This is a genomic window from Streptomyces sp. HUAS MG56 (assembly GCF_058673395.1).
Map to the genome: position 1 here is coordinate 7,393,713 of NZ_CM178722.1, position 22,277 is coordinate 7,415,989.

Annotated in this window: 22 protein-coding genes; 15 read left to right on the forward strand and 7 right to left on the reverse strand. The window is 70.8% G+C overall.

Annotated elements, in window-relative coordinates; all coding sequences use genetic code 11:
• Window positions 1–4 precede the first annotated feature (4 nt).
• Entirely contained in the window at window positions 5–820 is an 816-nt protein-coding gene (locus AC4OXY_RS34720) for an inositol monophosphatase family protein (RefSeq protein ID WP_491991622.1), read from the forward strand.
• Window positions 821–943: 123 nt separating this feature from the next.
• On the opposite strand, the gene AC4OXY_RS34725 is transcribed toward AC4OXY_RS34720, so the two are convergent.
• A complete protein-coding gene (locus tag AC4OXY_RS34725; RefSeq protein WP_167381439.1) occupies window positions 944–1,117 on the reverse strand; it encodes a hypothetical protein in 174 nt (57 codons plus the stop codon).
• Window positions 1,118–1,533: 416 nt separating this feature from the next.
• Between AC4OXY_RS34725 and AC4OXY_RS34730 the strand changes: the two genes are divergently transcribed.
• From AC4OXY_RS34730 to AC4OXY_RS34745, 4 genes are all read left to right on the forward strand, one after another.
• Window positions 1,534–2,187 (forward strand): response regulator transcription factor, encoded by a 654-nt coding sequence (locus tag AC4OXY_RS34730; RefSeq protein ID WP_055494404.1) that lies wholly within the window; start codon window positions 1,534–1,536, stop codon window positions 2,185–2,187.
• Window positions 2,188–2,192: 5 nt separating this feature from the next.
• On the forward strand, window positions 2,193–3,440 hold the full coding sequence (locus AC4OXY_RS34735) for a sensor histidine kinase (protein ID WP_356021473.1): 1,248 nt from the start codon (window positions 2,193–2,195) through the stop codon (window positions 3,438–3,440).
• Between the two features lie 390 nt (window positions 3,441–3,830).
• On the forward strand, window positions 3,831–4,127 hold the full coding sequence (locus AC4OXY_RS34740) for a DUF4193 domain-containing protein (protein ID WP_071374226.1): 297 nt from the start codon (window positions 3,831–3,833) through the stop codon (window positions 4,125–4,127).
• Between the two features lie 13 nt (window positions 4,128–4,140).
• Window positions 4,141–5,046 (forward strand): hypothetical protein, encoded by a 906-nt coding sequence (locus tag AC4OXY_RS34745; RefSeq protein ID WP_362822526.1) that lies wholly within the window; start codon window positions 4,141–4,143, stop codon window positions 5,044–5,046.
• On the opposite strand, the gene AC4OXY_RS34750 is transcribed toward AC4OXY_RS34745, so the two are convergent.
• The gene (locus AC4OXY_RS34750; protein WP_362822527.1) at window positions 5,043–5,522 is read right to left on the reverse strand and encodes a DUF3093 domain-containing protein; all 480 of its coding nucleotides are present in this window, start codon (window positions 5,520–5,522) and stop codon (window positions 5,043–5,045) included. The genes AC4OXY_RS34745 and AC4OXY_RS34750 overlap by 4 nt on opposite strands.
• Before the next feature lie 58 nt (window positions 5,523–5,580).
• Between AC4OXY_RS34750 and AC4OXY_RS34755 the strand changes: the two genes are divergently transcribed.
• The 7 genes from AC4OXY_RS34755 (at window position 5,581) to AC4OXY_RS34785 (ending at window position 12,111) form a co-directional block, all read left to right on the forward strand.
• Complete coding sequence (locus AC4OXY_RS34755) at window positions 5,581–6,165, forward strand: PaaI family thioesterase (RefSeq protein WP_362822528.1); 585 nt, start codon at window positions 5,581–5,583, stop codon at window positions 6,163–6,165.
• Window positions 6,162–6,713, forward strand: coding sequence for a dUTP diphosphatase (dut, locus tag AC4OXY_RS34760; RefSeq protein WP_376286934.1), 552 nt, complete (start codon window positions 6,162–6,164; stop codon window positions 6,711–6,713). The genes AC4OXY_RS34755 and dut overlap by 4 nt, the downstream gene beginning before the upstream one ends.
• 1 nt (window position 6,714) lies before the next feature.
• Entirely contained in the window at window positions 6,715–7,473 is a 759-nt protein-coding gene (locus AC4OXY_RS34765; protein WP_071374222.1) for a DUF3710 domain-containing protein, read from the forward strand.
• Window positions 7,474–7,641: 168 nt separating this feature from the next.
• Entirely contained in the window at window positions 7,642–10,197 is a 2,556-nt protein-coding gene (locus AC4OXY_RS34770; protein WP_356021484.1) for a sensor histidine kinase, read from the forward strand.
• A complete protein-coding gene (locus AC4OXY_RS34775; protein ID WP_356021486.1) occupies window positions 10,194–10,880 on the forward strand; it encodes a response regulator in 687 nt (228 codons plus the stop codon). Before AC4OXY_RS34770 ends, AC4OXY_RS34775 begins: the two co-directional genes overlap by 4 nt.
• 58 nt (window positions 10,881–10,938) lie before the next feature.
• Window positions 10,939–11,337, forward strand: a complete 399-nt coding sequence (locus AC4OXY_RS34780) for an OB-fold nucleic acid binding domain-containing protein (RefSeq protein WP_356021488.1) — start codon at window positions 10,939–10,941, stop codon at window positions 11,335–11,337.
• Window positions 11,338–11,340: 3 nt separating this feature from the next.
• Entirely contained in the window at window positions 11,341–12,111 is a 771-nt protein-coding gene (locus AC4OXY_RS34785) for a DUF3159 domain-containing protein (protein ID WP_356021490.1), read from the forward strand.
• 88 nt (window positions 12,112–12,199) lie between these two features.
• Here AC4OXY_RS34785 and AC4OXY_RS34790 read toward each other — a convergent pair whose 3' ends face one another.
• The 3 genes from AC4OXY_RS34790 to AC4OXY_RS34800 form a co-directional block, all read right to left on the reverse strand.
• Window positions 12,200–12,871, reverse strand: coding sequence for a potassium channel family protein (locus AC4OXY_RS34790; RefSeq protein WP_356021491.1), 672 nt, complete (start codon window positions 12,869–12,871; stop codon window positions 12,200–12,202).
• Window positions 12,871–13,542, reverse strand: a complete 672-nt coding sequence (locus AC4OXY_RS34795; RefSeq protein ID WP_356021493.1) for a potassium channel family protein — start codon at window positions 13,540–13,542, stop codon at window positions 12,871–12,873. The genes AC4OXY_RS34790 and AC4OXY_RS34795 overlap by 1 nt, the downstream gene beginning before the upstream one ends.
• Before the next feature lie 221 nt (window positions 13,543–13,763).
• Window positions 13,764–13,892, reverse strand: coding sequence for a hypothetical protein (locus tag AC4OXY_RS34800; RefSeq protein WP_356021972.1), 129 nt, complete (start codon window positions 13,890–13,892; stop codon window positions 13,764–13,766).
• A gap of 161 nt (window positions 13,893–14,053) precedes the next feature.
• Here AC4OXY_RS34800 and AC4OXY_RS34805 point away from each other — a divergent pair, with 161 nt between their 5' ends.
• On the forward strand, window positions 14,054–16,183 hold the full coding sequence (locus AC4OXY_RS34805) for an APC family permease (RefSeq protein WP_491991623.1): 2,130 nt from the start codon (window positions 14,054–14,056) through the stop codon (window positions 16,181–16,183).
• A 124-nt stretch (window positions 16,184–16,307) separates the two neighbouring features.
• Window positions 16,308–17,639, forward strand: coding sequence for a class I SAM-dependent RNA methyltransferase (locus tag AC4OXY_RS34810; RefSeq protein ID WP_491991624.1), 1,332 nt, complete (start codon window positions 16,308–16,310; stop codon window positions 17,637–17,639).
• A 1,227-nt stretch (window positions 17,640–18,866) separates the two neighbouring features.
• Here the strand turns inward: AC4OXY_RS34810 and AC4OXY_RS34815 are convergent.
• Together AC4OXY_RS34815 and AC4OXY_RS34820 are read right to left on the reverse strand one after the other, a co-directional pair.
• Window positions 18,867–20,204, reverse strand: coding sequence for an MFS transporter (locus AC4OXY_RS34815; RefSeq protein WP_376286918.1), 1,338 nt, complete (start codon window positions 20,202–20,204; stop codon window positions 18,867–18,869).
• Window positions 20,201–20,623 carry a hypothetical protein gene (locus AC4OXY_RS34820; RefSeq protein WP_376286915.1) on the reverse strand — a complete coding sequence of 141 codons (423 nt, stop codon included), beginning with the start codon at window positions 20,621–20,623 and terminating at the stop codon, window positions 20,201–20,203. Before AC4OXY_RS34820 ends, AC4OXY_RS34815 begins: the two co-directional genes overlap by 4 nt.
• Before the next feature lie 475 nt (window positions 20,624–21,098).
• Between AC4OXY_RS34820 and AC4OXY_RS34825 the strand changes: the two genes are divergently transcribed.
• Window positions 21,099–22,274: a sensor histidine kinase gene (locus tag AC4OXY_RS34825; RefSeq protein ID WP_491994682.1), complete on the forward strand. Its 1,176-nt coding sequence runs from the start codon at window positions 21,099–21,101 to the stop codon at window positions 22,272–22,274.
• The last annotated feature ends 3 nt before the right edge of the window (window positions 22,275–22,277 follow it).

Genomic DNA, 22,277 nt, shown 5'->3' on the forward strand with positions numbered 1-22,277 from the left:
CCCCGTGACCGACGCCCTGCACCGGGACCTGCTGGAGCTGGCCCAGGAGGCCGCCCGCCGAGCCGGAGAGCTGCTGCGGGACGGCCGCCCGGCCGACCTGGCGGTGGCGAGGACGAAGTCCAGCCCGATCGACGTCGTCACCGAGATGGACATCGCGGCCGAGAAGCTGATCACCGACCTGATCTCCGGCCGCCGCCCCGACGACGGCTTCCTCGGCGAGGAGGGCGCCGCCGTCCCGGGCACGAGCGGCGTCCGCTGGGTCATCGACCCGCTCGACGGCACCGTCAACTACCTGTACGGCCTGCCGACCTGGGCGGTGTCCATCGCCGCGCAGCAGGACGGCGAGACCGTCGCCGGGGTCGTCGCGGCGCCGATGCGCGGAGAGACGTACCACGCCGTGCTCGGCGGCGGAGCCTGGGCGAGGGGCGCGTGGGAGGGCGAGCAGGCGCTGGCCTGCCGCCCCGCGCCCCCGCTGGAGCAGGCGCTGGTCTCCACCGGCTTCAACTACGTCACCGAGGTCCGCGCCCACCAGGCCGAGGTGGCCGCGCGGCTGATCCCGATGCTGCGCGACATCCGGCGCGGCGGCTCGGCGGCGATCGACCTGTGCGACGTGGCGTGCGGCCGGCTGGACGGCTACTACGAGCGCGGGCTCAACGCATGGGACTTCGCCGCCGGGGATCTCATCGCCCGGGAGGCCGGCGCGCTGGTCGGCGGGCGGGCGGGGGAGCGGCCCTCGCGGGAGCTCACCGTCGCCGGGTCACCGGGCGTGTTCGAGCCGCTCCAGGGCCTGCTGGAGGACTTCGGGGCGTGGCATGACTGAGCACGGCTGAGCCGGGTCCGGCAACAGCTCGGGCAGCAGCCCAGGCAGAACGGGACGGGCAGAACGGACGGGACCCCCGGTGCTGGATTCACCGGGGGTCCCGCCGTCGTGCTGCCAAGCTGATCAGACGCGTGACGCGCCGACTTCCACACCGTGTTCGGCGGCGAGGCGTCGCAGGTCGTCGAGCTCTGCCTGCTCCACCTCGACGAGGAAGTCGTCGCCCTCGTCACGAGCCCGCGACAGGTCGGACTCGGTCGCCTTTATGCGCTGGAGAAGTCCTGCGGTGAAAGCGTCCATGCTGCGCCCCCTCGTCCTTGGGTCGTGGGTCGGTGGCACGGGGGTGTGCCGTCGGGAAAAAGGGGCGATCACGGCCCTCGCGAGTGCCCAGCGCTGCCCTGCCGGGCGGCGACGGTGCCGGACACCCGCGCCCGCTCTGCGAAAAGCGGCGGCGGAGTACCGCATGGTGCTGCGGCACATGCAGAGTGTGATCGCGGGGTGTAAAGCCGTCCTCCCCCCGCTCCCTCACCCGGAAACCTCAACCGGAGGAGAAAATCTCGTATTCCTGCCCCGGAGCGCCGATCCGTACGGTCCGCAACCCGCCTTACAGCCGACTTACGACCGAAAAGGGCAGGATGGAGGTCACACCCCACGAACACCCCTGCCCGCACGCGCCCACGGTGCGCGACGGCGGGCGGACAGAGGAAGGATGCGACGTGCGCGTACTCGTCGTCGAGGACGAGCAACTGCTCGCCGATGCGGTGGCCACCGGACTGCGCCGGGAGGCCATGGCCGTCGACGTCGTGTACGACGGTGCGGCCGCCCTGGAGCGCATCGGCGTCAACGACTACGACGTGGTCGTCCTCGACCGCGACCTCCCGCTCGTGCACGGCGACGACGTCTGTCGCAAGATCGTCGAGCTGGGCATGCCCACGCGCGTGCTCATGCTCACGGCGTCCGGCGACGTCAGCGACCGTGTCGAGGGCCTGGAGATCGGCGCCGACGACTATCTGCCCAAGCCCTTCGCGTTCAGCGAGCTGATCGCGCGCGTGCGCGCCCTCGGCCGTCGTACGAGCGTGCCCCTGCCGCCCGTGCTGGAGCGCGCCGGCATCAAGCTCGACCCCAACCGCCGCGAGGTCTTCCGCGAGGGCAAGGAGGTCCAGCTCGCGCCGAAGGAGTTCGCGGTCCTGGAGGTCCTGATGCGCAGCGAGGGCGCGGTCGTCTCGGCCGAGCAGCTGCTGGAGAAGGCCTGGGACGAGAACACCGACCCGTTCACCAACGTGGTCCGCGTGACGGTCATGACGCTGCGCCGCAAGCTGGGCGAGCCACCGGTCATCGTCACCGTGCCCGGCTCCGGCTACCGGATCTGATCCCCATGGCCGCGACCCCCGCACCCGCTCAGGCGCCACCGAAGCCCACCTGGGACCCCAGGAGACCGCAACCCCCGTTCCCCTGGCTGCGCCCCACCATCCGCATACGGCTCACGCTGCTGTACGGCGGCATGTTCCTGATCGCCGGCATCCTGCTGCTGTCGATCATCTATCTGCTGGCCGCACAGGCGATCAGCACGGGCAACCAGCCGCTGTTCAAGATCGTCAGCTTCCAGGAGCTGAAGGTCTCCAGCGACAACTGCCCGGCGATCAACACCACCAGCCTGTCGCTCGCGGACTTCAACCACGCGATCAGCCAGTGCGTCGACGGGCAGCGCCAGGCCGCCCTGGACGACCTGCTCAGCCGCTCGCTGCTGGCCCTGCTGGGCCTCGCCGTCATCGCCTTCGCGTTCGGCTACGCGATGGCCGGCCGCGTGCTGTCCCCGCTCGGCCGGATCACCCGCACCGCGCGTCAGGTGGCCGGCTCGGACCTGTCCCGCCGGATCGAGCTGGACGGCCCGGACGACGAGCTGAAGGAGCTGGCCGACACCTTCGACGACATGCTGGACCGGCTCCAGCGCGCCTTCACGGCCCAGCAGCGCTTCGTCGGCAACGCCTCGCACGAGCTGCGCACCCCGCTCGCGATCAACCGCACGCTCCTTGAGGTGCACCTGTCGGACCCGAACGCGCCCGTGGAGCTCCAGCAGCTCGGCAAGACCCTGCTCGCCACCAACGAGCGCAGCGAGCAGCTGGTCGAGGGCCTGCTGCTGCTCGCCCGCAGCGACAACCAGATCGTCGAGCGGGGGCCGGTCGACCTGGCCGAGGTCGCCACCCAGGCCGTCGACCAGGTGCACGCCGAGGCCGAGGCGAAGGGCGTGAAGATCCGCGGCGAGCGCAAGCCCGCCGTGGTGCAGGGCAACGGCGTCCTGTTGGAGCGGATCGCGCTGAACCTCGTGCAGAACGCGGTGCGCTACAACGTGGCCGAGGGCGGCTGGGTCGAGGTGACCACCGAGATCGAGCACGGGCAGGCGGTGCTCACGGTCTCGAACACCGGGCCGGTGGTGCCGGCGTACGAGATCGACAATCTGTTCGAGCCCTTCCGGCGATTGCGCACGGAGCGTACGGGTAGCGACAAGGGGGTCGGTCTCGGCCTGTCCATCGTCCGGTCCGTGGCGCGCGCGCACGGCGGGCACATCGCGGCCCGACCCCGCGAGGGCGGCGGCCTGGTGATGCGTGTCACCTTGCCGCTGTGATCCATTGACACACGCGGAGGGTGTTCGCTTTACGCGGAATTTTCCGGACCTCTCACGAGGTTCTTGCTGTGTGATCAATCACATGGGCGGATTTTCAGCCATGCACTCTCTGTGATCATGACACATAGTGGAAAGCCGGGAAAGTCCGGGTTTTCGGGGCTCTTGATCACGGGAAGTACACGGTGAGGCGCCTTTGAGGTGCCCCATTCGGACCGTGTACGGTCCTCACCGCCATCCAAGCCGATCACACTTGAGGGGTCGGGTTGGGTGTCGATTGAGTAACAGACCTTGATGTGAGGCAAAATCTCCGCCTCAGGTCGGGCACAAGTCCGGCCTCTCACGCGTTACGTGCGCTGGAGACACCGCAGACACCCAGAGGGGGAGAGCGATATGGCAACCGATTACGACACTCCACGCAAGACCGACGACGATGTCGACTCCGACAGCCTTGAAGAGCTGAAGGCCCGGCGGAACGACAAGACCTCCTCCACGGTGGACGTCGACGAGTTCGAGGCCGCCGAAGGCCTCGAACTGCCCGGCGCCGACCTTTCGAACGAGGAACTGGCCGTCCGGGTCCTGCCGAAGCAGCAGGACGAGTTCACCTGCATGAGCTGCTTCCTGGTGCACCACCGCAGCCAGCTGGCCCGCGAGAAGAACGGTCAGCCGATCTGCCGCGACTGCGACTGAGGACGGGTCGGCCATGACTGGCTCGACCCCTCCCCGGAAGCGCCGCTTCCCTCTGGGGAAAGCGGACTCAGGGCCGTTCGACGGCCCGTACGGCGCACGTGAAGAAGAGCGGGGCTCATCCGGCAGGGGAGCCTCGCTCGCGCCGGTGGACGACCGGGCCGACCACCCGGCGCCGGTGCGGCGCCAGCCCGCGCCCGTCGCCCGACGGGCCGCGGTGATGCGTGACAAGGCCCGGGACCTGGCCCGGGAAGGGGTCCGTAAGGGCAGCAGGGGCGCTCGCGCGGGGCTGGCGTACCTCGCGGACCGGATCATCGAGATCGCCCCTCGTGTCCCCGTACGCGACCTCGCGACCCTGCGCAGGCAGTTCCCCGGCCTCGGGCCCGAGGAGCTCGCCGACAAACTGGTGGCCGGAGCGGCGGCCGGGACCTCGACGGTCGGCGCCGGGGTCGGCGTCGCGGCGATGCTGCCGGTGCCGCCCGCCATGCCCACCGAACTGGCCGCGGAGATCACCGGGGTCGCCGCGATCGAGCTGAAGCTCGTCGCCGAGCTCCACGAGGTCTACGGCGTACGCCCGCCGGGCGGCCTCAAGACCCGGAGCACCGCGTATCTGTCCTCCTGGTCGGGGGAGCGCGGGATCGACGTGCTGAAGCCGTCGACGTACGACGCGGCCCTGAGCGGCCACATGAAGCGCGAACTGCGCCAGCAGATCATGAAACGCGTGGTGCGCGACCTGCCCAACCTCATGCCGTTCATGGTGGGCGCGGCCGTCGGCGCGGCCATGAACCGCCGGGACACCAAGAAGCTCGCCGCCCGCATCCGCACCGACCTGCGCAGGATCCAGGTGCCCTGGGACGAGCTGCCCGAGCTGCCGCCCCTGGAGGAGCCGGCGAAGCCCCTGGAGGGACTCGAAGAGCTCTAGGCGCCCGAGCCCTGGGCGTGCGCCGTCCGTGCCGCCTCGATCGCCGCCGCCAGCTGCTCCGGCTCCCGCGTGGAGAGGTACAGGTACGGCGTCGGGTCCGCGGGGTCGGTGACCTCCACCCGCAGGGCCCCCGGGATGTAGGCGCGCAGCAGCAGGAACGCGCGTGTGTCGGCCTTGTACGTCCGCCAGGCGCGGGCCTCCTCCGCGTCCAGCACCTGCGACGTGCCCAGTGCCGACACCGGGATCTTCGCCTCGCCCGCGATCAGCGAGTCACCCACCACACGGATGCGCGGGGACCCGTACGCGCTGGCGACCACCGCCGCCGCGGCCGTACCGCCGACCAGACCGCCGAGCAGCGGAAGCGTGCCGAACGGAAGCAGGATCAGGGCGAACGAGACGCCCACCAGGAAGCTGATGAACCACCACGAGCGCGGGGCGGTGAGGCGTTCTTCGTACGGGGTGGCGGAGAGCTGCATGACGCCAAGCTTGGCACGGGATCCTGGGGTGACGGGCGGGCGGGTAAGGTCTGCGCCTGTGAGTGGTAGTTCCGCAAGCCTTCAGCCTCCTGCCGACGCCTCGAAACCGGTACGGCACCCCGACGCGCCCGCGCCCGGAGAACTCCTCGGTGCCCACTACGAACACTGTTTCGGTTGTGGCCCCGGACAGGCACACGGACTGCACCTGGAGGCACGGGCCGGCGAGGGCGTCTCGCTGACCGCCGAGTTCACCGTCCAGCCCGCCCACCAGGGCGCCCCGGGCCTCGCGCACGGCGGCGTGCTGGCCACGGCCCTGGACGAGACCCTCGGCTCGCTGAACTGGCTGCTGCGCACCATCGCCGTCACCGGCCGGCTGGAGACCGACTTCGCGCGGCCCGTCCCGGTGGGCACCACGCTCCACCTCGCGGCCGAGGTCACCGCCGTCGCCGGGCGGAAGATCTACTCCAGGGCCGTCGGGCGCATCGGCGGCCCCGACGGGCCCGTCGCCGTCCGCGCCGACGCCCTCTTCATCGAGGTGAAGGTCGACCACTTCGTCGACCACGGCCGCCAGGAGGAGATCCGGGCCGCCATGAACGACCCGGACCAGATCCGGCGCGCCCGCGCCTTCGAGGTGAACCCGTGAGTCCCAGCCCCCTCGACGTCCTGCTCCGGCGCGTCGACCCCGACGTACCGCTTCCGGTGTACGAGCATCCCGGTGACGCCGGGGCCGATCTGCGCACCACCGAGCGTTGCGAGCTGAAGCCCGGCGAGCGGGCCGTACTGCCCACGGGAGTGTCGATCGCCCTCCCGGAGGGGTACGCGGCCTTCGTGCACCCGCGATCCGGCCTTGCCGCCCGCTGCGGTGTCGCCCTCGTGAATGCCCCGGGGACGGTTGATGCCGGGTACCGTGGGGAGATCAAGGTGATCGTGGTGAATCTCGACCCGCGCGAGTCCGTGCGGTTCGAGCGCTTCGACCGGATTGCCCAACTGGTCGTCCAGCAGGTCGAGAGGGTCCGCTTCCAGGAGGTGGCGGAACTTCCCGGCTCGGCGCGGGCCGAAGGGGGCTTCGGGTCCACCGGTGGCCATGCCGCGGTGGGCGGCGAGAGCGGCACAAGCAGTCAGGCCGCCATTGGCGGTCCGACGGGTGGGAATCGATACGCTTCGGTCGTATCCGACCGGGAAGGACAGTGACGTGTTCGGACGTCGCAAGAAGAAGGGTGCCGCCGAGGACGCGGCCGGCGAGGCCGAGCAGGTCGTCGACAGCGTCGACACCGAGGCGGACGAGAACGAGGAGCCGGCCGAGCGCGTACGGCTGGAGCCCGGGCCCCGGCCCGAGGGGCCCTGGGACAGCGAAGAGGTGAGCGACCCGGGTGAGGGCCGCGTGGACCTCGGCGGGATGTTCATCCCGGGCGTCGACGGCATGGAACTGCGGGTCGAGGTCGCCGGTGACGCGATCGTCGCCGCGACGGTCGTGCTGCGCGACAGCGCGGTCCAGCTCCAGGCCTTCGCCGCGCCCAAGCGCGAGGGCATCTGGGGCGAGGTCCGCGAGGAGATCGGGGCCGGCATCACCCAGCAGGGTGGCATCGTCGACGAGGTCGAGGGCCCCCTCGGCTGGGAACTGCGGGCCCAGGTGCCGGTGCAGCTGCCCGACGGCACCGGCGGCTTCCAGGTCGTGCGGTTCGTCGGCGTGGACGGCCCGCGCTGGTTCCTGCGCGGCGTGATCTCCGGCCAGGGCGCCGTGCAGCCGCAGGCCGCCGGGCTGCTGGAGCAGATCTTCCGCGACACGGTCGTGGTCCGCGGCGAGGGCCCGATGGCACCCCGCGACCCGATCGTCCTCAAGCTGCCCAACGACGCGCAGATGGTCCCCGAGGGCGTGCAGCAGGACGAGTCCCGCTTCTCGGGCGGCGTCGACCAGCTGCAGCGTGGGCCGGAGATCACCGAGGTTCGCTGATCGCAGCAGTTCTCGTACGGGCCGTGCCTTTCCGGGCGCGGCCCGTTTCGTTCGCCATCAGAATTGCGTCAAAGACCCCCCTTGACCCGGCCCTCGTCCCCTTTGTCCGCATCGTTGGCCGTAAGGTCGACGCTGCGTAGGCAGCAGTCACCGGAAGACAATGGAGCCATGGCACGCGGCAAACTTCGGATCTACCTCGGCGCGGCACCGGGTGTGGGCAAGACCTACGCCATGCTCTCCGAGGCACACCGCCGTGTGGAGCGTGGCACCGACTGCGTCGTGGCCTTCGTGGAACACCACGACCGGCCGCGCACCGAGGTGATGCTGCACGGACTGGAGCAGATCCGGCGCAAGAAGCTGGAGTACCGGGACGCCGTCTTCGACGAGATGGACGTCGACGCCGTGCTGCGCCGGGCGCCCGCCGTCGCCCTGGTGGACGAACTCGCCCACACCAATGTCCCCGGCTCGCGCAACGCCAAGCGCTGGCAGGACGTCGAGGAACTGCTCGCCGCCGGCATCGACGTGATCTCGACCGTCAACATCCAGCACCTGGAATCACTCGGCGACGTGGTCGAGTCGATCACCGGGGTGCGCCAGCGCGAGACCGTCCCGGACGAGGTCGTACGCCGGGCCGACCAGATCGAGCTGGTCGACATGTCCCCGGAGGCCCTGCGCCGCCGGATGGCCCACGGCAACATCTACCAGCCCGACAAGGTCGACGCGGCCCTGTCCAACTACTTCCGCCCCGGAAACCTCACCGCCCTGCGGGAGCTGGCGCTGCTGTGGGTGGCCGACCGGGTCGACGAGTACCTCAACGCCTACCGCAGCGAGCACCGGGTCTCCAAGATCTGGGGTTCGCGCGAGCGGATCGTGGTCGGCCTGACCGGCGGCCCCGAGGGACGCACCCTGATACGCCGCGCCGCCCGGCTCGCCGAGAAGGGCGCCGGCGGCGAGGTGCTCGCCGTCTACATCGCCCGCAGCGACGGCCTGACCTCGGGCTCCCCGAAGGAGCTGGCCGTCCAGCGCACCCTCGTGGAGGACCTGGGCGGCACCTTCCACCATGTGATCGGCGACGACATACCGGCCGCCCTGCTCGACTTCGCGCGCGGCGTCAACGCCACCCAGATCGTCCTCGGCTCCTCGCGCCGCAAGGCCTGGCAGTACGTCTTCGGGCCCGGCGTCGGCGCCACGGTCGCCCGGGAGTCCGGCCCCGACCTCGACGTGCACATCGTCACCCACGAGGAGGTCGCCAAGGGCCGCGGACTGCCCGTGACCCGGGGGGCCCGGCTCGGGCGGGCCCGGATCGTCTCGGGCTGGCTCGCCGGACTCGGCGGCCCGGCCGCGCTCGCCGTCCTGCTGAACAGCGTCGACGTCGGCCTCGCCAACGACATGCTGCTCTTCCTGACGGTCACGGTCGCGTCGGCCCTGCTCGGCGGCCTGCTGCCCGCCCTGGCCTCGGTGGCCTTCGGCTCGCTGCTGCTGAACTACTTCTACACACCGCCGCTGCACAAGTGGACCATCGCCGACCCCAAGAACATCGTCGCCATAGTGATCTTCCTGTGCGTCGCGGTGTCGGTGGCCTCGGTGGTGGACCTCGCCGCCCGGCGCACCCACCAGGCGGCCCGGCTGCGCGCCGAGTCGGAGATCCTCTCCTTCCTCGCCGGGAACGTGCTGCGCGGCGAGACCAGCCTGGAGGAGCTGCTGGAGCGGGTCCGGGAGACCTTCGCGATGGAGTCCGCCGCGCTGCTGGAGCGGGCGGGCGACGTCGCGCCGTGGACCTGCGCGGGCCGCGCCGGGTTCGGGCGCCCGCTTCAGCGGCCCGAGGACGCCGACGTCGACATGCCCGTCGGCGACCACATGGCGCTCGCGCTCACCGGCCGGGTGCTGCCCGCCGAGGACCGGCGCGTGCTCGCGGCCTTCGCCGCGCAGGCCGCGGTCGCCCTGGACCGCAAGCGCCTTCAGGAGGAGGCCGACCAGGCCCGCACGCTCGCCGAGGGCAACCGCATCCGCACCGCCCTGCTCGCCGCCGTCAGCCACGACCTGCGCACCCCGCTCGCCGGCATCAAGGCCGCCGTCTCCTCGCTGCGCTCCCACGACGTGGCCTGGTCCGAGGAGGACCGGGCGGAGCTGCTGGAGGGCATCGAGGAGGGCGCCGACCGCCTCGACCACCTGGTCGGCAACCTCCTCGACATGTCCCGCCTCCAGACCGGCACGGTCACGCCGATCATCCGCGAGATCGACGTGGACGAGGTGGTCCCGATGGCCCTGGTCGGCGTGCCCGAGGACAGCGTCGAGCTGGAGGTCCCCGAGACGCTGCCGATGGTCGCGGTCGACCCCGGGCTGCTGGAGCGGTCCGTGGCCAACCTGGTCGAGAACGCCGTCAAGTACAGCCCGCGCGGACGGCGTGTGCTCGTCTCCGCGAGCGCGATAGCCGACCGCGTCGAGGTCCGCGTGGTGGACCGCGGGCCGGGCGTGCCGGACGGGGCGAAGGACCGGATATTCGAGCCCTTCCAGCGCTACGGCGACGCTCCGCGCGGCGCGGGCGTCGGGCTCGGGCTCGCCGTCGCCCGGGGCTTCGCGGAGGCCATGGGCGGCACCCTCAACGCAGAGGACACGCCGGGCGGGGGGCTCACCATGGTTCTCAGCCTCCGCGCGGCAGGATCACGTCCAGGGGCCCTCCCGACGGGCCGGGACCTCGCAGAACCAGAAAGGCAGACCCTATGACCCGGGTGCTCGTGGTCGACGACGAGCCGCAGATCGTGCGCGCCCTCGTGATCAACCTCAAGGCACGCAAGTACGAGGTCGACGCGGCTCCCGACGGCCGCACCGCCCTCGAACTCGCCGCCTCCCGCCACCCCGACGTCGTCGTGCTCGACCTGGGCCTGCCCGACATGGACGGCGTCGAGGTGATCAAGGGCCTGCGCGGCTGGACCCGCGTGCCCATCCTGGTGCTGTCCGCCCGCCACTCCTCCGACGAGAAGGTCGAGGCGCTCGACGCCGGCGCCGACGACTACGTCACCAAGCCCTTCGGCATGGACGAGCTGCTGGCCCGGCTGCGGGCCTCCGTGCGCCGGGCCGAGCCGGTCGGGCCCGGTGAGGAGGACCTGACGACCGTGGAGACCGACGGCTTCACCGTCGACCTGGCCGCCAAGAAGGTCAACCGCGCCGGCAAGGACGTCCGGCTCACCCCGACCGAGTGGCACCTGCTGGAGGTGCTGGTCCGCAACACCGGCCGGCTGGTCAGCCAGCGGCAGCTGCTCCAGGAGGTGTGGGGGCCGTCGTACGGCACCGAGACCAACTACCTGCGTGTGTACATGGCCCAGTTGCGCCGCAAGCTGGAGTCGGACCCGTCGCACCCCGAGCACTTCATCACCGAGCCCGGGATGGGGTACCGGTTCGAGAAGTGAGGCGGTCGCGATGAGCGGGGCTACGGCGGTGTCGGTGTGCCCCGGTACGCTTTCAGGTATGAGTGCTGTTCCCCGTTCCGAAAAGCCGGCCGGCCGGTTCCGGCGCATGCTCGACCGGCTGTCCTCGTCGCAGGAGGACCTGGAGTCCGAGGAACTGCGGGAAGACGCCCAGTCCGCCGGCTGCACCAGGATCGGCGACTGCCAGGACCGGCAGATCGTCACCGTAACTGGTACCTTGCGCACGGTCACCCTGCGTCCGCGTGCCGGAGTCCCGGCCCTGGAGGCCGAGCTGTTCGACGGCTCCGCGGCGCTGGACGTGGTGTGGCTCGGCAGGCGTTCCATCATGGGCATAGAACCGGGGCGCAAGCTGATCGCATCGGGCCGGATCTCGATGAGCCGGGGCCGCCGGGTGCTGTTCAACCCGAAATACGAACTGCGACCCCTCGGACGGGAGTAGCCGGTGACGTCCCTCGACAAGCCGACCGAAGACACCGGTCAGGCGCAGACCGACGACGCCCGGGCGGTGACCGAGGCCGCGCTGTTCGAGGCGTTCGGCGGGGTCCGCGGCATGATCGAGACGGTCGTGCCGGGCCTGCTCTTCGTCGCGATCTTCACGATCGACAAGAACCTGCACGTGTCGGCCATCGCCGCGCTGGTCGTCTCCCTGGTCCTGGTCGTGGTCCGGCTGGCCATGAAGGACACCGTCAAGCACGCCTTCAGCGGTGTCTTCGGCGTGGCCTTCGGTGTCGTCTTCGCGATGTTCACCGGCAACGCCAAGGACTTCTACCTCCCCGGCATGCTCTACACGCTGGGCCTGGCGCTGGCGTACATCATCACGACCCTCGCCGGTGTGCCCCTGCTCGGCCTCATCCTGGGCCCGGTCTTCAAGGAGAACCTCTCCTGGCGCACCCGCAACCCCGGCCGCAAGAAGGCCTATGCGAAGGCCAGTTGGGCCTGGGGCCTGATCCTGCTCGCCAAGTGCGCGATCCTCTTCCCGCTGTACTGGTGGTCGGACACCACCAAGCTCGGCTGGATCCTGGTCGCCCTGAAGATCCCGCCCTTCCTGCTGGCCGTCTGGCTCACCTGGGTCTTCCTCGTGAAGGCCCCCGCGCCGATCGACGTGTTCGCGGAGATGGAGGCGGAGGAGCAGGCGGAGAAGGAGCGCAAGGCCGCACTCGCCGCCGAGGGCGGCGGCGACCAGGCGGGCGGACGGCACCGCCGGGACGCGTAGACGTCGGTCGTACCCAGCGGCCGTACGACAGCGGTCGTACGACGAAAAAGGGCGCCCCTGGCAGCAGGGGCGCCCTTCTCCTGTGCGGTCAGCTCTCTTCGCGCCGCACCGACAGCAGTTCCTCCAGCTGTTCCTCCCGGGCCTGGGCGGCCACGAAGAGGAGTTCGTCGCCGGCCTCCAGGGAGTCCTCCCCGGACGGGGTCAGGACCCGGGTGCCGCGGATGATCGTGACCAGCGAGGTGTCCTCCGGCCACTGGACCTCGCCGACCTGGGTGCCGGCCAGGGCCGACTCCTCGGGCAGGGTCAGCTCGACGAGGTTGGCGTCGCCGTGGCTGAAGCGGAGCAGCCGGACCAGGTCGCCGACGCTCACCGCCTCCTCGACCAGGGCGGACATCAGGCGCGGGGTGGAGACGGCCACGTCCACGCCCCAGGCCTCGTTGAACAGCCACTCGTTCTTGGGGTTGTTGACGCGGGCGACGACGCGCGGGACGCCGTACTCCGTCTTGGCGAGCAGCGAGACCACCAGGTTGACCTTGTCGTCGCCGGTCGCGGCGATGACGACGTTGCAGCGCTGGAGCGCCGCCTCGTCCAGGGACGTGATCTCACAGGCGTCGGCCAGCAGCCACTCCGCCTGCGGCACCCGCTCCACCGAGATGGCGGTCGGGGCCTTGTCGACGAGCAGGACCTCGTGGCCGTTCTCCAGCAGTTCGCCCGCGATCGAGCGGCCGACGGCGCCGGCTCCGGCAATGGCGACCCTCATCAGTGACCGCCCTCCTCTTCGGGGCCCTGGGCGAAGGCGGCTTCGACCTTGGCCACGTCGTCCGTCCGCATCATCACGTGCACGAGGTCGCCCTCCTGCAACACGGTCTGCGAGCTCGGCAGGATCGCCTCGCCCAGGCGGGTCAGGAACGCCACACGGACGCCCGTCTCCTCCTGGAGCCTGCTGATCTTGTGGCCGACCCACTTCGCGGACGCGTGCACCTCGGCGAGCTGCACGCCGCCGGTCGGGTCGCGCCACAGCGGCTCGGCGCCCGACGGCAGCAGCCGGCGCAGCATCTGGTCGGCGGTCCAGCGCACCGTGGCCACGGTGGGGATGCCCAGGCGCTGGTAGACCTCCGCGCGGCGGGGGTCGTAGATGCGGGCGGCCACGTTCTCGACGCCGAACATCTCGCGGGCCACGCGCGCGGAGATGATGTTGGAGTTGTCACCGCTGGAGACGGCGGCGAAGGCGCCGGCCTCCTCGATGCCCGCCTCGCGCAGGGTGTCCTGGTCGAAGCCGACGCCGGTGACCCGGCGGCCCCCGAAACCGGGGCCCAGCCGACGGAAGGCAGTGGGGTCCTGGTCGATCACTGCGACCGTGTGGCCCTGTTGCTCCAGGGTCTGGGCGAGTGCGGAACCCACTCTTCCGCAGCCCATGATGACGATGTGCACGACCGTCCTTCCGGTGTCCAAAAGTTACTGCTCGGCCTCAGGGTCTCAGACCGACGCCCAAAGCTACACAGCGGCGCCGAGGGGTTGGCTACCCCCGTGCGGCAGGCAGGGCCGTGTACGACCTGTGTACGGGGTGATGATCAAGCACATACGGAGCGTTGATCATGGGTGTGCATGGTGTTGATCATGTGTGTACAGAGTGTTGATCGCGTGTACGCGCGTCAGCGCTCCGCGTCGGCGACCACCTGACGCGGACGCCGACGCGTGATGCTGCGCACGCTGCACAGGGTCAGGATTCCGACGCCGACGAGGGCGAGTGTCGCCCCGATCAGCTCCGCTGCAGCGGGCATGGAACCTCCGAAGTGCGATGACAGGCGGGGTTTGCCATCTAGGCACGGGGAGCGCGCGGACCACGGAATCCGCAGTCGCGCGCTCCCGTGATTTCACTCGTGAGGCAGATCGATGACGCCGGGTGGGCGGCAGCCAGTTCGAACCCTTACGATCCTCTGTCGTGTCCAAACTGACCGACGTGCCCAAACGGATCCTGATCGGGCGCGCACTGCGCAGTGACCGGCTGGGCGAAACGCTCCTGCCGAAGCGCATCGCACTCCCCGTCTTCGCCTCCGACCCGCTCTCCTCCGTCGCCTACGCGCCCGGCGAGGTGCTGCTGGTCCTGTCCATCGCGGGCGTGTCGGCGTACCACTTCAGCCCCTGGATCGCGGTCGCGGTCGTGGTGCTGATGTTCACCGTGGTCGCCTCGTACCGGCAGAACGTCCACGCGTACCCGAGCGGCGGCGGCGACTACGAGGTCGCCACCACCAACCTGGGCCCCAAGGCGGGCCTGACCGTGGCCAGCGCCCTGCTCGTCGACTACGTCCTCACCGTCGCCGTGTCCATCGCCTCCGGCATCGAGAACCTCGGCTCCGCGGTCCCGTTCGTGGTGCAGCACAAGGTGCTGTGCGCGGTCGCCGTGATCGTGCTGCTGACGCTGATGAACCTGCGCGGCGTCAAGGAGTCCGGCAAGCTCTTCGCGATCCCGACGTACGTGTTCGTCGGCGGCGTCTTCGTCATGATCGCCTGGGGCGCCTACCGCGGCCTGGTCCTCGGCGACGCCATGCGCGCCCCCACGGCCGACTTCCACATCAAGGCCGAACACCAGGGTCTGGCCGGCTTCGCGCTCGTCTTCCTGCTGCTGCGCGCCTTCTCCTCCGGCTGTGCCGCGCTCACCGGCGTGGAGGCCATCTCCAACGGCGTCCCGGCCTTCCGCAAACCCAAGTCGAAGAACGCGGCGACGACCCTCGCGATGATGGGCCTGCTCGCCGTCACCATGTTCTGCGGCATCATCGCCCTCGCCATGACGACCAAGGTCCGCATGGCCGAGAACCCGGCCACCGACCTGATCCGGAACGGCGTGCCCCTCGGCTCCGGATACGTCCAGAACCCGGTGATCTCCCAGGTCGCCGAGGCGGTCTTCGGCAAGGGCAGCTTCCTGTTCGTGGTGCTGGCGGCGGCGACGGCGCTGGTGCTCTTCCTCGCGGCGAACACGGCGTACAACGGCTTCCCGCTGCTCGGCTCGATCCTCGCCCAGGACCGCTACCTCCCGCGCCAGCTGCACACCCGCGGCGACCGCCTCGCGTTCTCGAACGGCATCGTGCTGCTCGCGGGCGCGGCGAGCCTGCTGACGATCATCTACGGCGCGGACTCCACGCGGCTGATCCAGCTGTACATCGTCGGCGTGTTCGTGTCCTTCACGCTCAGCCAGACCGGCATGGTCCGGCACTGGAACCGTCACCTCGCCGTCGAGAAGGACCAGGCCAAGCGCCGCCACATGGTGCGCTCCCGCGCGATCAACGCCTTCGGCGCCTTCTTCACCGGCCTGGTGCTCGTCGTCGTCCTCGTCACCAAGTTCACGCACGGCGCCTGGGTCGCCCTGATGGGCATGTGCATCTTCTACGCGACGATGACCGCGATCCGCAGGCACTACGACCGCGTGGCCGAGGAGATCGCCGCCCCCGAGACCCCTGCCGCCGACGACGACCTGACCCGCCCGTCGCGGGTGCGCTCGGTGGTGCTGATCTCGAAGATCCACCGTCCCACGCTGCGCGCCCTGGCCTACGCCCGGCTGATGCGCTCGGACACCCTGGAGGCGCTCACGGTCAACGTCGACGCGGCGGAGACCAAGGCGCTGCGCGAGGAGTGGGAGCGGCGCGGCATCGACGTGCCGCTGAAGGTCCTGGACTCGCCGTACCGCGAGGTCACGCGCCCGGTGATCGAGTACGTGAAGAGCCTGCGCGCGGAGTCGCCGCGGGACGCGGTGTCGGTGATCATCCCCGAGTACGTGGTCGGCCACTGGTACGAGCACCTGCTGCACAACCAGAGCGCCCTGCGCCTGAAGGGCCGCCTGCTCTTCACGCCCGGCGTGATGGTCACCTCCGTCCCCTACCAGCTGGCGTCCTCCGAGGCGGCCAAGCTGCGCGCCCGCAGGCGCCAGGAGTGGAGCGCGCCGGGCGCGGTGCGGCGGGGGCCGGCGGCGGAGCGGGCCAGGGCGACCTCGGCGGCGAAGGAGTCCCCGGCGGCGAAGGAGTCCCCGGCGGCGAAGGAGTCCCCGGCGGCGAAGGAGTCGCCTGCGGCGAAGGACTGAGGCGGCGTCGACGGCGTCGGCCGCCTCGGACCGAGGGGGAGCGGCGAGGCCGTAGACTGGTGGGCTGTTGTCCGGCCCACCTCTTTGCGGCCGCTTCCCCTTCTGGATCTGGAGTCACCCCGCCATGCAGGCAGAACCGACGAAGTCGCTGGTGGGCGAGGAGTACGAGGTCGAGATCGGCCCCGTCGCCCACGGCGGCCACTGCATCGCCCGCACGGCCGAGGGCCAGGTGCTGTTCGTCCGGCACACGCTGCCGGGCGAGCGGGTGCTGGCCCGGGTGACGGAGGGCGAGGAGGGCGCGCGTTTCCTGCGCGCGGACGCCGTCGAGATCCTGGAGCCCTCCAAGGACCGCATCGAGGCCCCCTGCCCCTTCGCCGGCCCCGGCCGCTGCGGTGGCTGCGACTGGCAGCACGCCAAGCCGGGTGCCCAGCGCCGGCTGAAGGGCGAGGTGATCGCCGAGCAGCTCCAGCGGCTCGCGGGCCTCACGCCCGAGGAGGCCGGCTGGGACGGCACGGTGATGCCGGCGGAGGGCGACAAGCTGCCCGCGGGCGAGGTCCCGCAGTGGCGCACCCGCGTCCAGTACGCCGTGGACGCCGCGACGGGGCAGGCGGGCCTGCGCCGCCACCGCTCGCACGAGGTCGAGCACATCGACCACTGCATGATCGCGGCGGCCGGGGTGTCCGAGCTGGGCATCGAGCGGCGGGACTGGACCGGCATGGAGTCGGTCGAGGCCATCGCGGCGACGGGCTCCCAGGACCGCCAGGTCATCCTGACCCCGCGCCCGGGTGCCCGCCTCCCCCTGGTCGAACTGGACAAGCCGGTCTCGGTCCTGCGCGTCGACGAGAAGTCGGGGGGCGTGCACCGCGTCCACGGCCGCCCCTTCGTCCGCGAACGCGCGGACGGCCGCACCCACCGCGTCGGCAACGGCGGCTTCTGGCAGGTCCACCCGAAGGCGGCCGACACCCTGGTGACCGCCGTCATGCAGGGCCTGCTGCCCCGCAAGGGCGAGACGGCCCTGGACCTCTACTGCGGAGTGGGCCTGTTCGCGGGGGCGTTGGCCGACCGCCTCGGCGAGAAGGGCGCGGTCCTCGGCATCGAGTCCGGCAAACGAGCGGTCGAGGACGCCCGCCACAACCTCGCCGAGTTCCCCCGCGTCCGCGTCGAACAGGGCAAGGTCGAATCGGTCCTCCCGCGCACGGGCATCACCGAGGTCGACCTGATCGTCCTCGACCCCCCGCGCGCCGGCGCGGGCCGCACCACGGTGGCCCACCTCACCTCCCTCGGCGCCCGCCGCATCGCCTACGTCGCCTGCGATCCCGCTGCGCTGGCCCGCGACCTGGGGTACTTCCGCGACGGCGGCTACCGGGTGCGGACGCTGCGGGCGTTCGATCTGTTTCCGATGACGCATCACGTGGAGTGCGTCGCGATCCTGGAACCTGCTGGGAAACGCTCTTGACCTGCAGTTTTCTGATTTCTTTCGTCGGCTCGACCTGTTTGGGGAGGTGAGAACGGGTGAAGGCGGACGACGCCGCGTGACCTGCGCATTCGTCTGAAGGGGAGGGGTGCGTGGCGGTGGCGGAGCCCGTTGGTTCTTGCGGCGTGACGCACGAATGACGCATGGCCTGAAAGACCGTCAGGTCGTTGGAGGGCCCTGGAACAGCTGCGGAGGCGAGCTGGCCGGCTTCCTCGTATGCTCACGTTTGTCTTGCTGCTGGGCCGCAGCAGGGCAGCCCACGGGCGATGGGTCTCCTGGCCCGGCTTGTCGCGGGCGGCGTGGCGGAGAACTGCAACGCCGCCCCCTGTGATTCGGTCGTGCTCAGCTGCTTTGCCGTCGTCGCGGACTCTGCCGAGTGGCAGCTCCACGATCCCGAGGGTCGGGCTGCGCAACTCGTCTAGCGACTCCGGCAGGCGCCGCCGGAATTTCTCCCGGGACAGCGCGAGGTCCTCGGCCTCCGCGCCCGAGGGGTTGCTCGGCGTGAGTGTGGGATGCCGTGGGCTGGAGGGGCATGACTCCAATATGGCGGTCAGAGAAGCGGTGAGGGCCATGATGTGTGAGCCTGCGGGGGAATGAACGGGAGCGGGCCTCGTGGAGGGGAACTGGTCGGGGCAGCCTGTTCCCCGTAGTGGAGGGACGGGCAACGGAGCTGCTGGTTTCTGATGGTCAGATGTTCCGGAAGGGACCGGCGAGCCCTGTGACCTGCCGCTTTAGATGGGGCCGAGCAGCTGACCCGCGCACATTGCCTTTCCGCTGTTTCACGGCCATGCCCGTTGATGCAGCCGGAAGTCCCTGAAAAGTCCCAGGGGACTCCCATTGTCCATGGCCACTCTTTCGGCTCTGCGCAGGATGTCGGGGAGGTGTGCGCGATCGTCACAGCCGAGTGCTGGAGGAAGTCCTGGGCCTGATCCTCGGGGAGATTGACACGAGAGCGCCGGAGGATGCCAAGCGCGGGGCGAGCGGGGAGCAGGCCCGGGCCGGGCGTGAGGTCCGCCGGCGGGCGGCCGACTCCGCACGATCCGACTGCGCAGGGATGAGGGATGGAACCCCATCGGAGCGCCCTCGGCCCGGTCCTGTGGGATCGGCCGCGCGACGGTGCTGGAGTTCGCCCGCAGCGCAGTCGGGTGTTCGAAGGAGGAGTGGGAGGGAGGAGGCAACCAGATGGTTCCCCCTGCCTCCCGTAAGCGGTCATGTCGTGGGATTCGTACTGGCTGGCTGAAGCGTTTCCTCGGGTTGCCGCTCCTGGGCGTCTCGCCCACTTACGCGGTCCATCTCGTGCCATTCCGGCCGCAGCCCGGTCAGGTTCGTGGTGAGGAAGTACGCAGCCCCACCGGCGAGCAGCACCGGCGCAAGTCCGACGGAGGCCACCGCCGCCCCAGCGATCAGTCCACCGAGAGGGATGCCGGCCCAGGCCAGCGAGTCACCAAGGGCGTTGACCCGGCCCAGCATCCGGCGCGGCACCCGCTCGAAGAGAACGGTCCCCAGCACCGGGTTCAGGAAGCCCGCCCCGAACCCACTGACGGCGAACACGGCCAGTACCGCCCCCATCGGTGCATCGGAGGCGAGAATCAGGAATCTCGGCGCACCGGCCAACAGAAACCCGGTGAAGAAAACCATCCGGCGTCGTAGCCGGTGCGCGGCCGCCGCAGCGATCAGACTCCCAGCCACCGCAGTGGCTCCCAACACGCTGCCCATCAGGCCGATCGCAGTCGGCCCGTTGCCGGACTCTTTGGCCCAGACGGGCATGAGCACCGTGGTGAACCCCGCGTCCAGCAGATTGGTGACCCCGACCATGACGATGACGGTCAGCAGCAACAACTCGCCACGCAGGAACGCGAAGCCCTCGCCGAATCGTCGCCAGTAACCCGGTTCCGTCTCCTCAGCCTGGGAGGGGGCTTCCTCGACCGCATGTCCCATCCCGCGGGGCAGCGCCAGCGCGATGATCACCGATCCGAGCGCAAAGCAGCCCGCGTTGACGACAAGTCCCGTCAGGGGGCCGAGCAGCGCCACCAGGGAGCCGCCGGCCGCCGGGCCGATGGTGGAGGCGAGCCGTTCGGTCACGGCGGCAAGACCGGTGGCCCGCTCCAGTTGCACCCCGCCGTGCTCGGCCGCCTCCGGGACCATGACTCCCTTGGCCAGGTCGCCGGGGCCCCGCACCGCGCCGATCAGCGCGACCAGGGCCAGCAGGAGCGGAAAGGACAGCAGCTCCAGGGCATGGAACAGAGGAACCGCGGCGGCAGCGGTTGCGCTGGCCAGATCCGTGGTCCAGGAAACGGCCCGCGGGCCGATCCGGTCCACCAACGGCCCGGTGAACGCTTTGACCACCACGTAGGGGGCCATCTCGCAGAAGGCCACCAGTCCGGTCTGGGTGGCACTGCCGGTCGTGACAAGAACGAACCAGGGCAGTGCCACGGCCGAGATCCGAGTACCGGTCAGCGATACGGCCATGGCCGCCAGCACCCCGCCCAGCGCCCGTACGGACCGCCTCCCGGGTATGCCGTCGGCCTCCAGGACATCCTCCGTCACGACGTCTCCGTTACTGTCGCTTCTTGAGGACTGGAACAGGTGGCCGACGGGGCGGACGCATCCAGCTCCGGCAGGATGTGCGTGACCACGACGATCCGTTCCGCCCCCGCGGGGGCACTCGCCGCCGCCTCCGGCGTATCTCTCCGGTAACCGGCGATGACAGCCCTCAGCTCCTGATGCAAGGCGGCGGCCTCTGCGGTCGTGAGCCGCAGGGCCCAGTCACTCACGTCGAACGTGTCCCGCCAGGCATTGACGCCCAGCCGCTCCGCACGGCGGGTAGCCGTCGACGGGCCGTACTGCCGCAGCAACCCGACCAGCACCGGCAGACCCACCCGCGCGGACGTCGCCCACCGCACAGGGCGCCCGGTGTTCTTCTCGGCCGATCCGGTCGTGTTGACCCCGCGATCGGCGAGTCGCATCGGTGACTGACGGTGGTCGGACGACAGGGCTTCCTCCTCAGGGCCCGCTCCCGGGTTCGGTCTGCGCTCTCGATGCCGGAAAGTTACGGGCCGCGACTCCTGCGCGTCGTCACCGACGGGTGGGCACTTACCGTCTTTGCGGGTCCCCCGAGCGAGCTACCCGGCTGTCCTCTCCCGGGGGACGCAGCCCCCGCCCCAGGACGCTAGGCTCACAGTGCAAGACGGTCCGGCCCGCGGCGCCGTGTGGTGTTCGATACCGAACAGGTCGTAGCGAACGGGCGGGCGGGTAGCGGACCACGGCCCGGTCCTCATGCCGCTCAGCGCCGGACCTACGGGATCGTGGATGATGATGACGGAAGACCAAGCAGCGCGTGAACCATCGGGCTCGGCGTCCCCCGCGCCAACGGCGCGTGCGCAGGACAGGGGCCCCTCCGCACGCGTGAACCCGGTGGCCGCCGCAGCCGCACGGCTTCGCGTGCTGTCGCGGTGGTGGGGATCACGCCCTGCCGCCACCAGGGACCGCGGAGTCGCGCTTGTCTTCACGGTGCTGTCGTTCGCGGCGCCGCTGTCGCGGGTCGGGGCGCAGTTCGGCGGCCTTGCCACCCACGGCACCTCGGTCGCGAGTGTGCTGCTGAACCTGGGGCAGACCCTGCCGCTTGCGGTGCGCACCCGGTGGCCGGCCGCCTGCCTCGCGGTGGTGGGGGCCTCGTTCGCGGTGCACGAGTGCCTGGGCTACCCGCCGACCTTCGGCAGCCTGGGGGTGTACATCGCGCTGTACTCCGTGGGTGCCCACCAGGAGCGCCTCCGGCGGGTCGTACCGCTGGCGGCGACGGGCGGCTACGTGGTCTTCGGCGTCGTGTTGCATGTGCTGGGCTCGCCCGAGGGACTGACCGACTACCTGCTCTATTACATGGTCCTGGCGGTGGTGTGGGGCCTGGGTGTCCAGGTCCGCGGGCGGCGGGCGCAGGAGGCCGAGCGTCGGCGCCTGTCCGTGCAGGTGGCCATCGCGACGGAACGCAGCCGCCTGGCCCGGGAATTGCACGACGTGGTGACCCACCATGTGACCGCGATGGTGGTGCAGGCAGGTGCAGCACAGTACCTGACCGAGTCGCCGGACCGCCTCCACGAGTCCCTCGACGCCATCAACGGCACCGGCCGTCGCGCGCTGGCCGAACTCCGGTTCCTGCTCGGCGTGCTGGAGGCGACCGGTGATTCGGCGCCCCGGGAGCGGACGCCGCTGCCGGGCCGGGTGCCTGATCTGGTGGAGCAGACGCGAGCGGGCGGCCAGCCGATCGAGCTGGTCGAGGACGGAGAGCAGTCGGCCATGGCCATAGGTGCCCAACTCACGGCGTATCGCGTCGTGCAGGAATCCCTGACGAACGCCGTGAAATACGCCCCGGGCCGGCGGACGCTGGTACGGCTCGCGCACACCTCCGACTGGACGGACGTCGAGGTCACCACCGCCGGGACGGCCGACGGCGCTCCCGCGTCCGCCGCCCTGCCGGGCGGCGGCCCGCAGGTCTCGGGCGGCCGGGGCCTGACCGGGCTGCGGGAACGGGTGGAGATGCTGGGGGGCGAATTCGCGGCGGGGCCCAGCCCGGATGGCGGGTTCCGCGTGCACGCACGCATCCCCGCGCGAGGTGCCGCGTGAGTG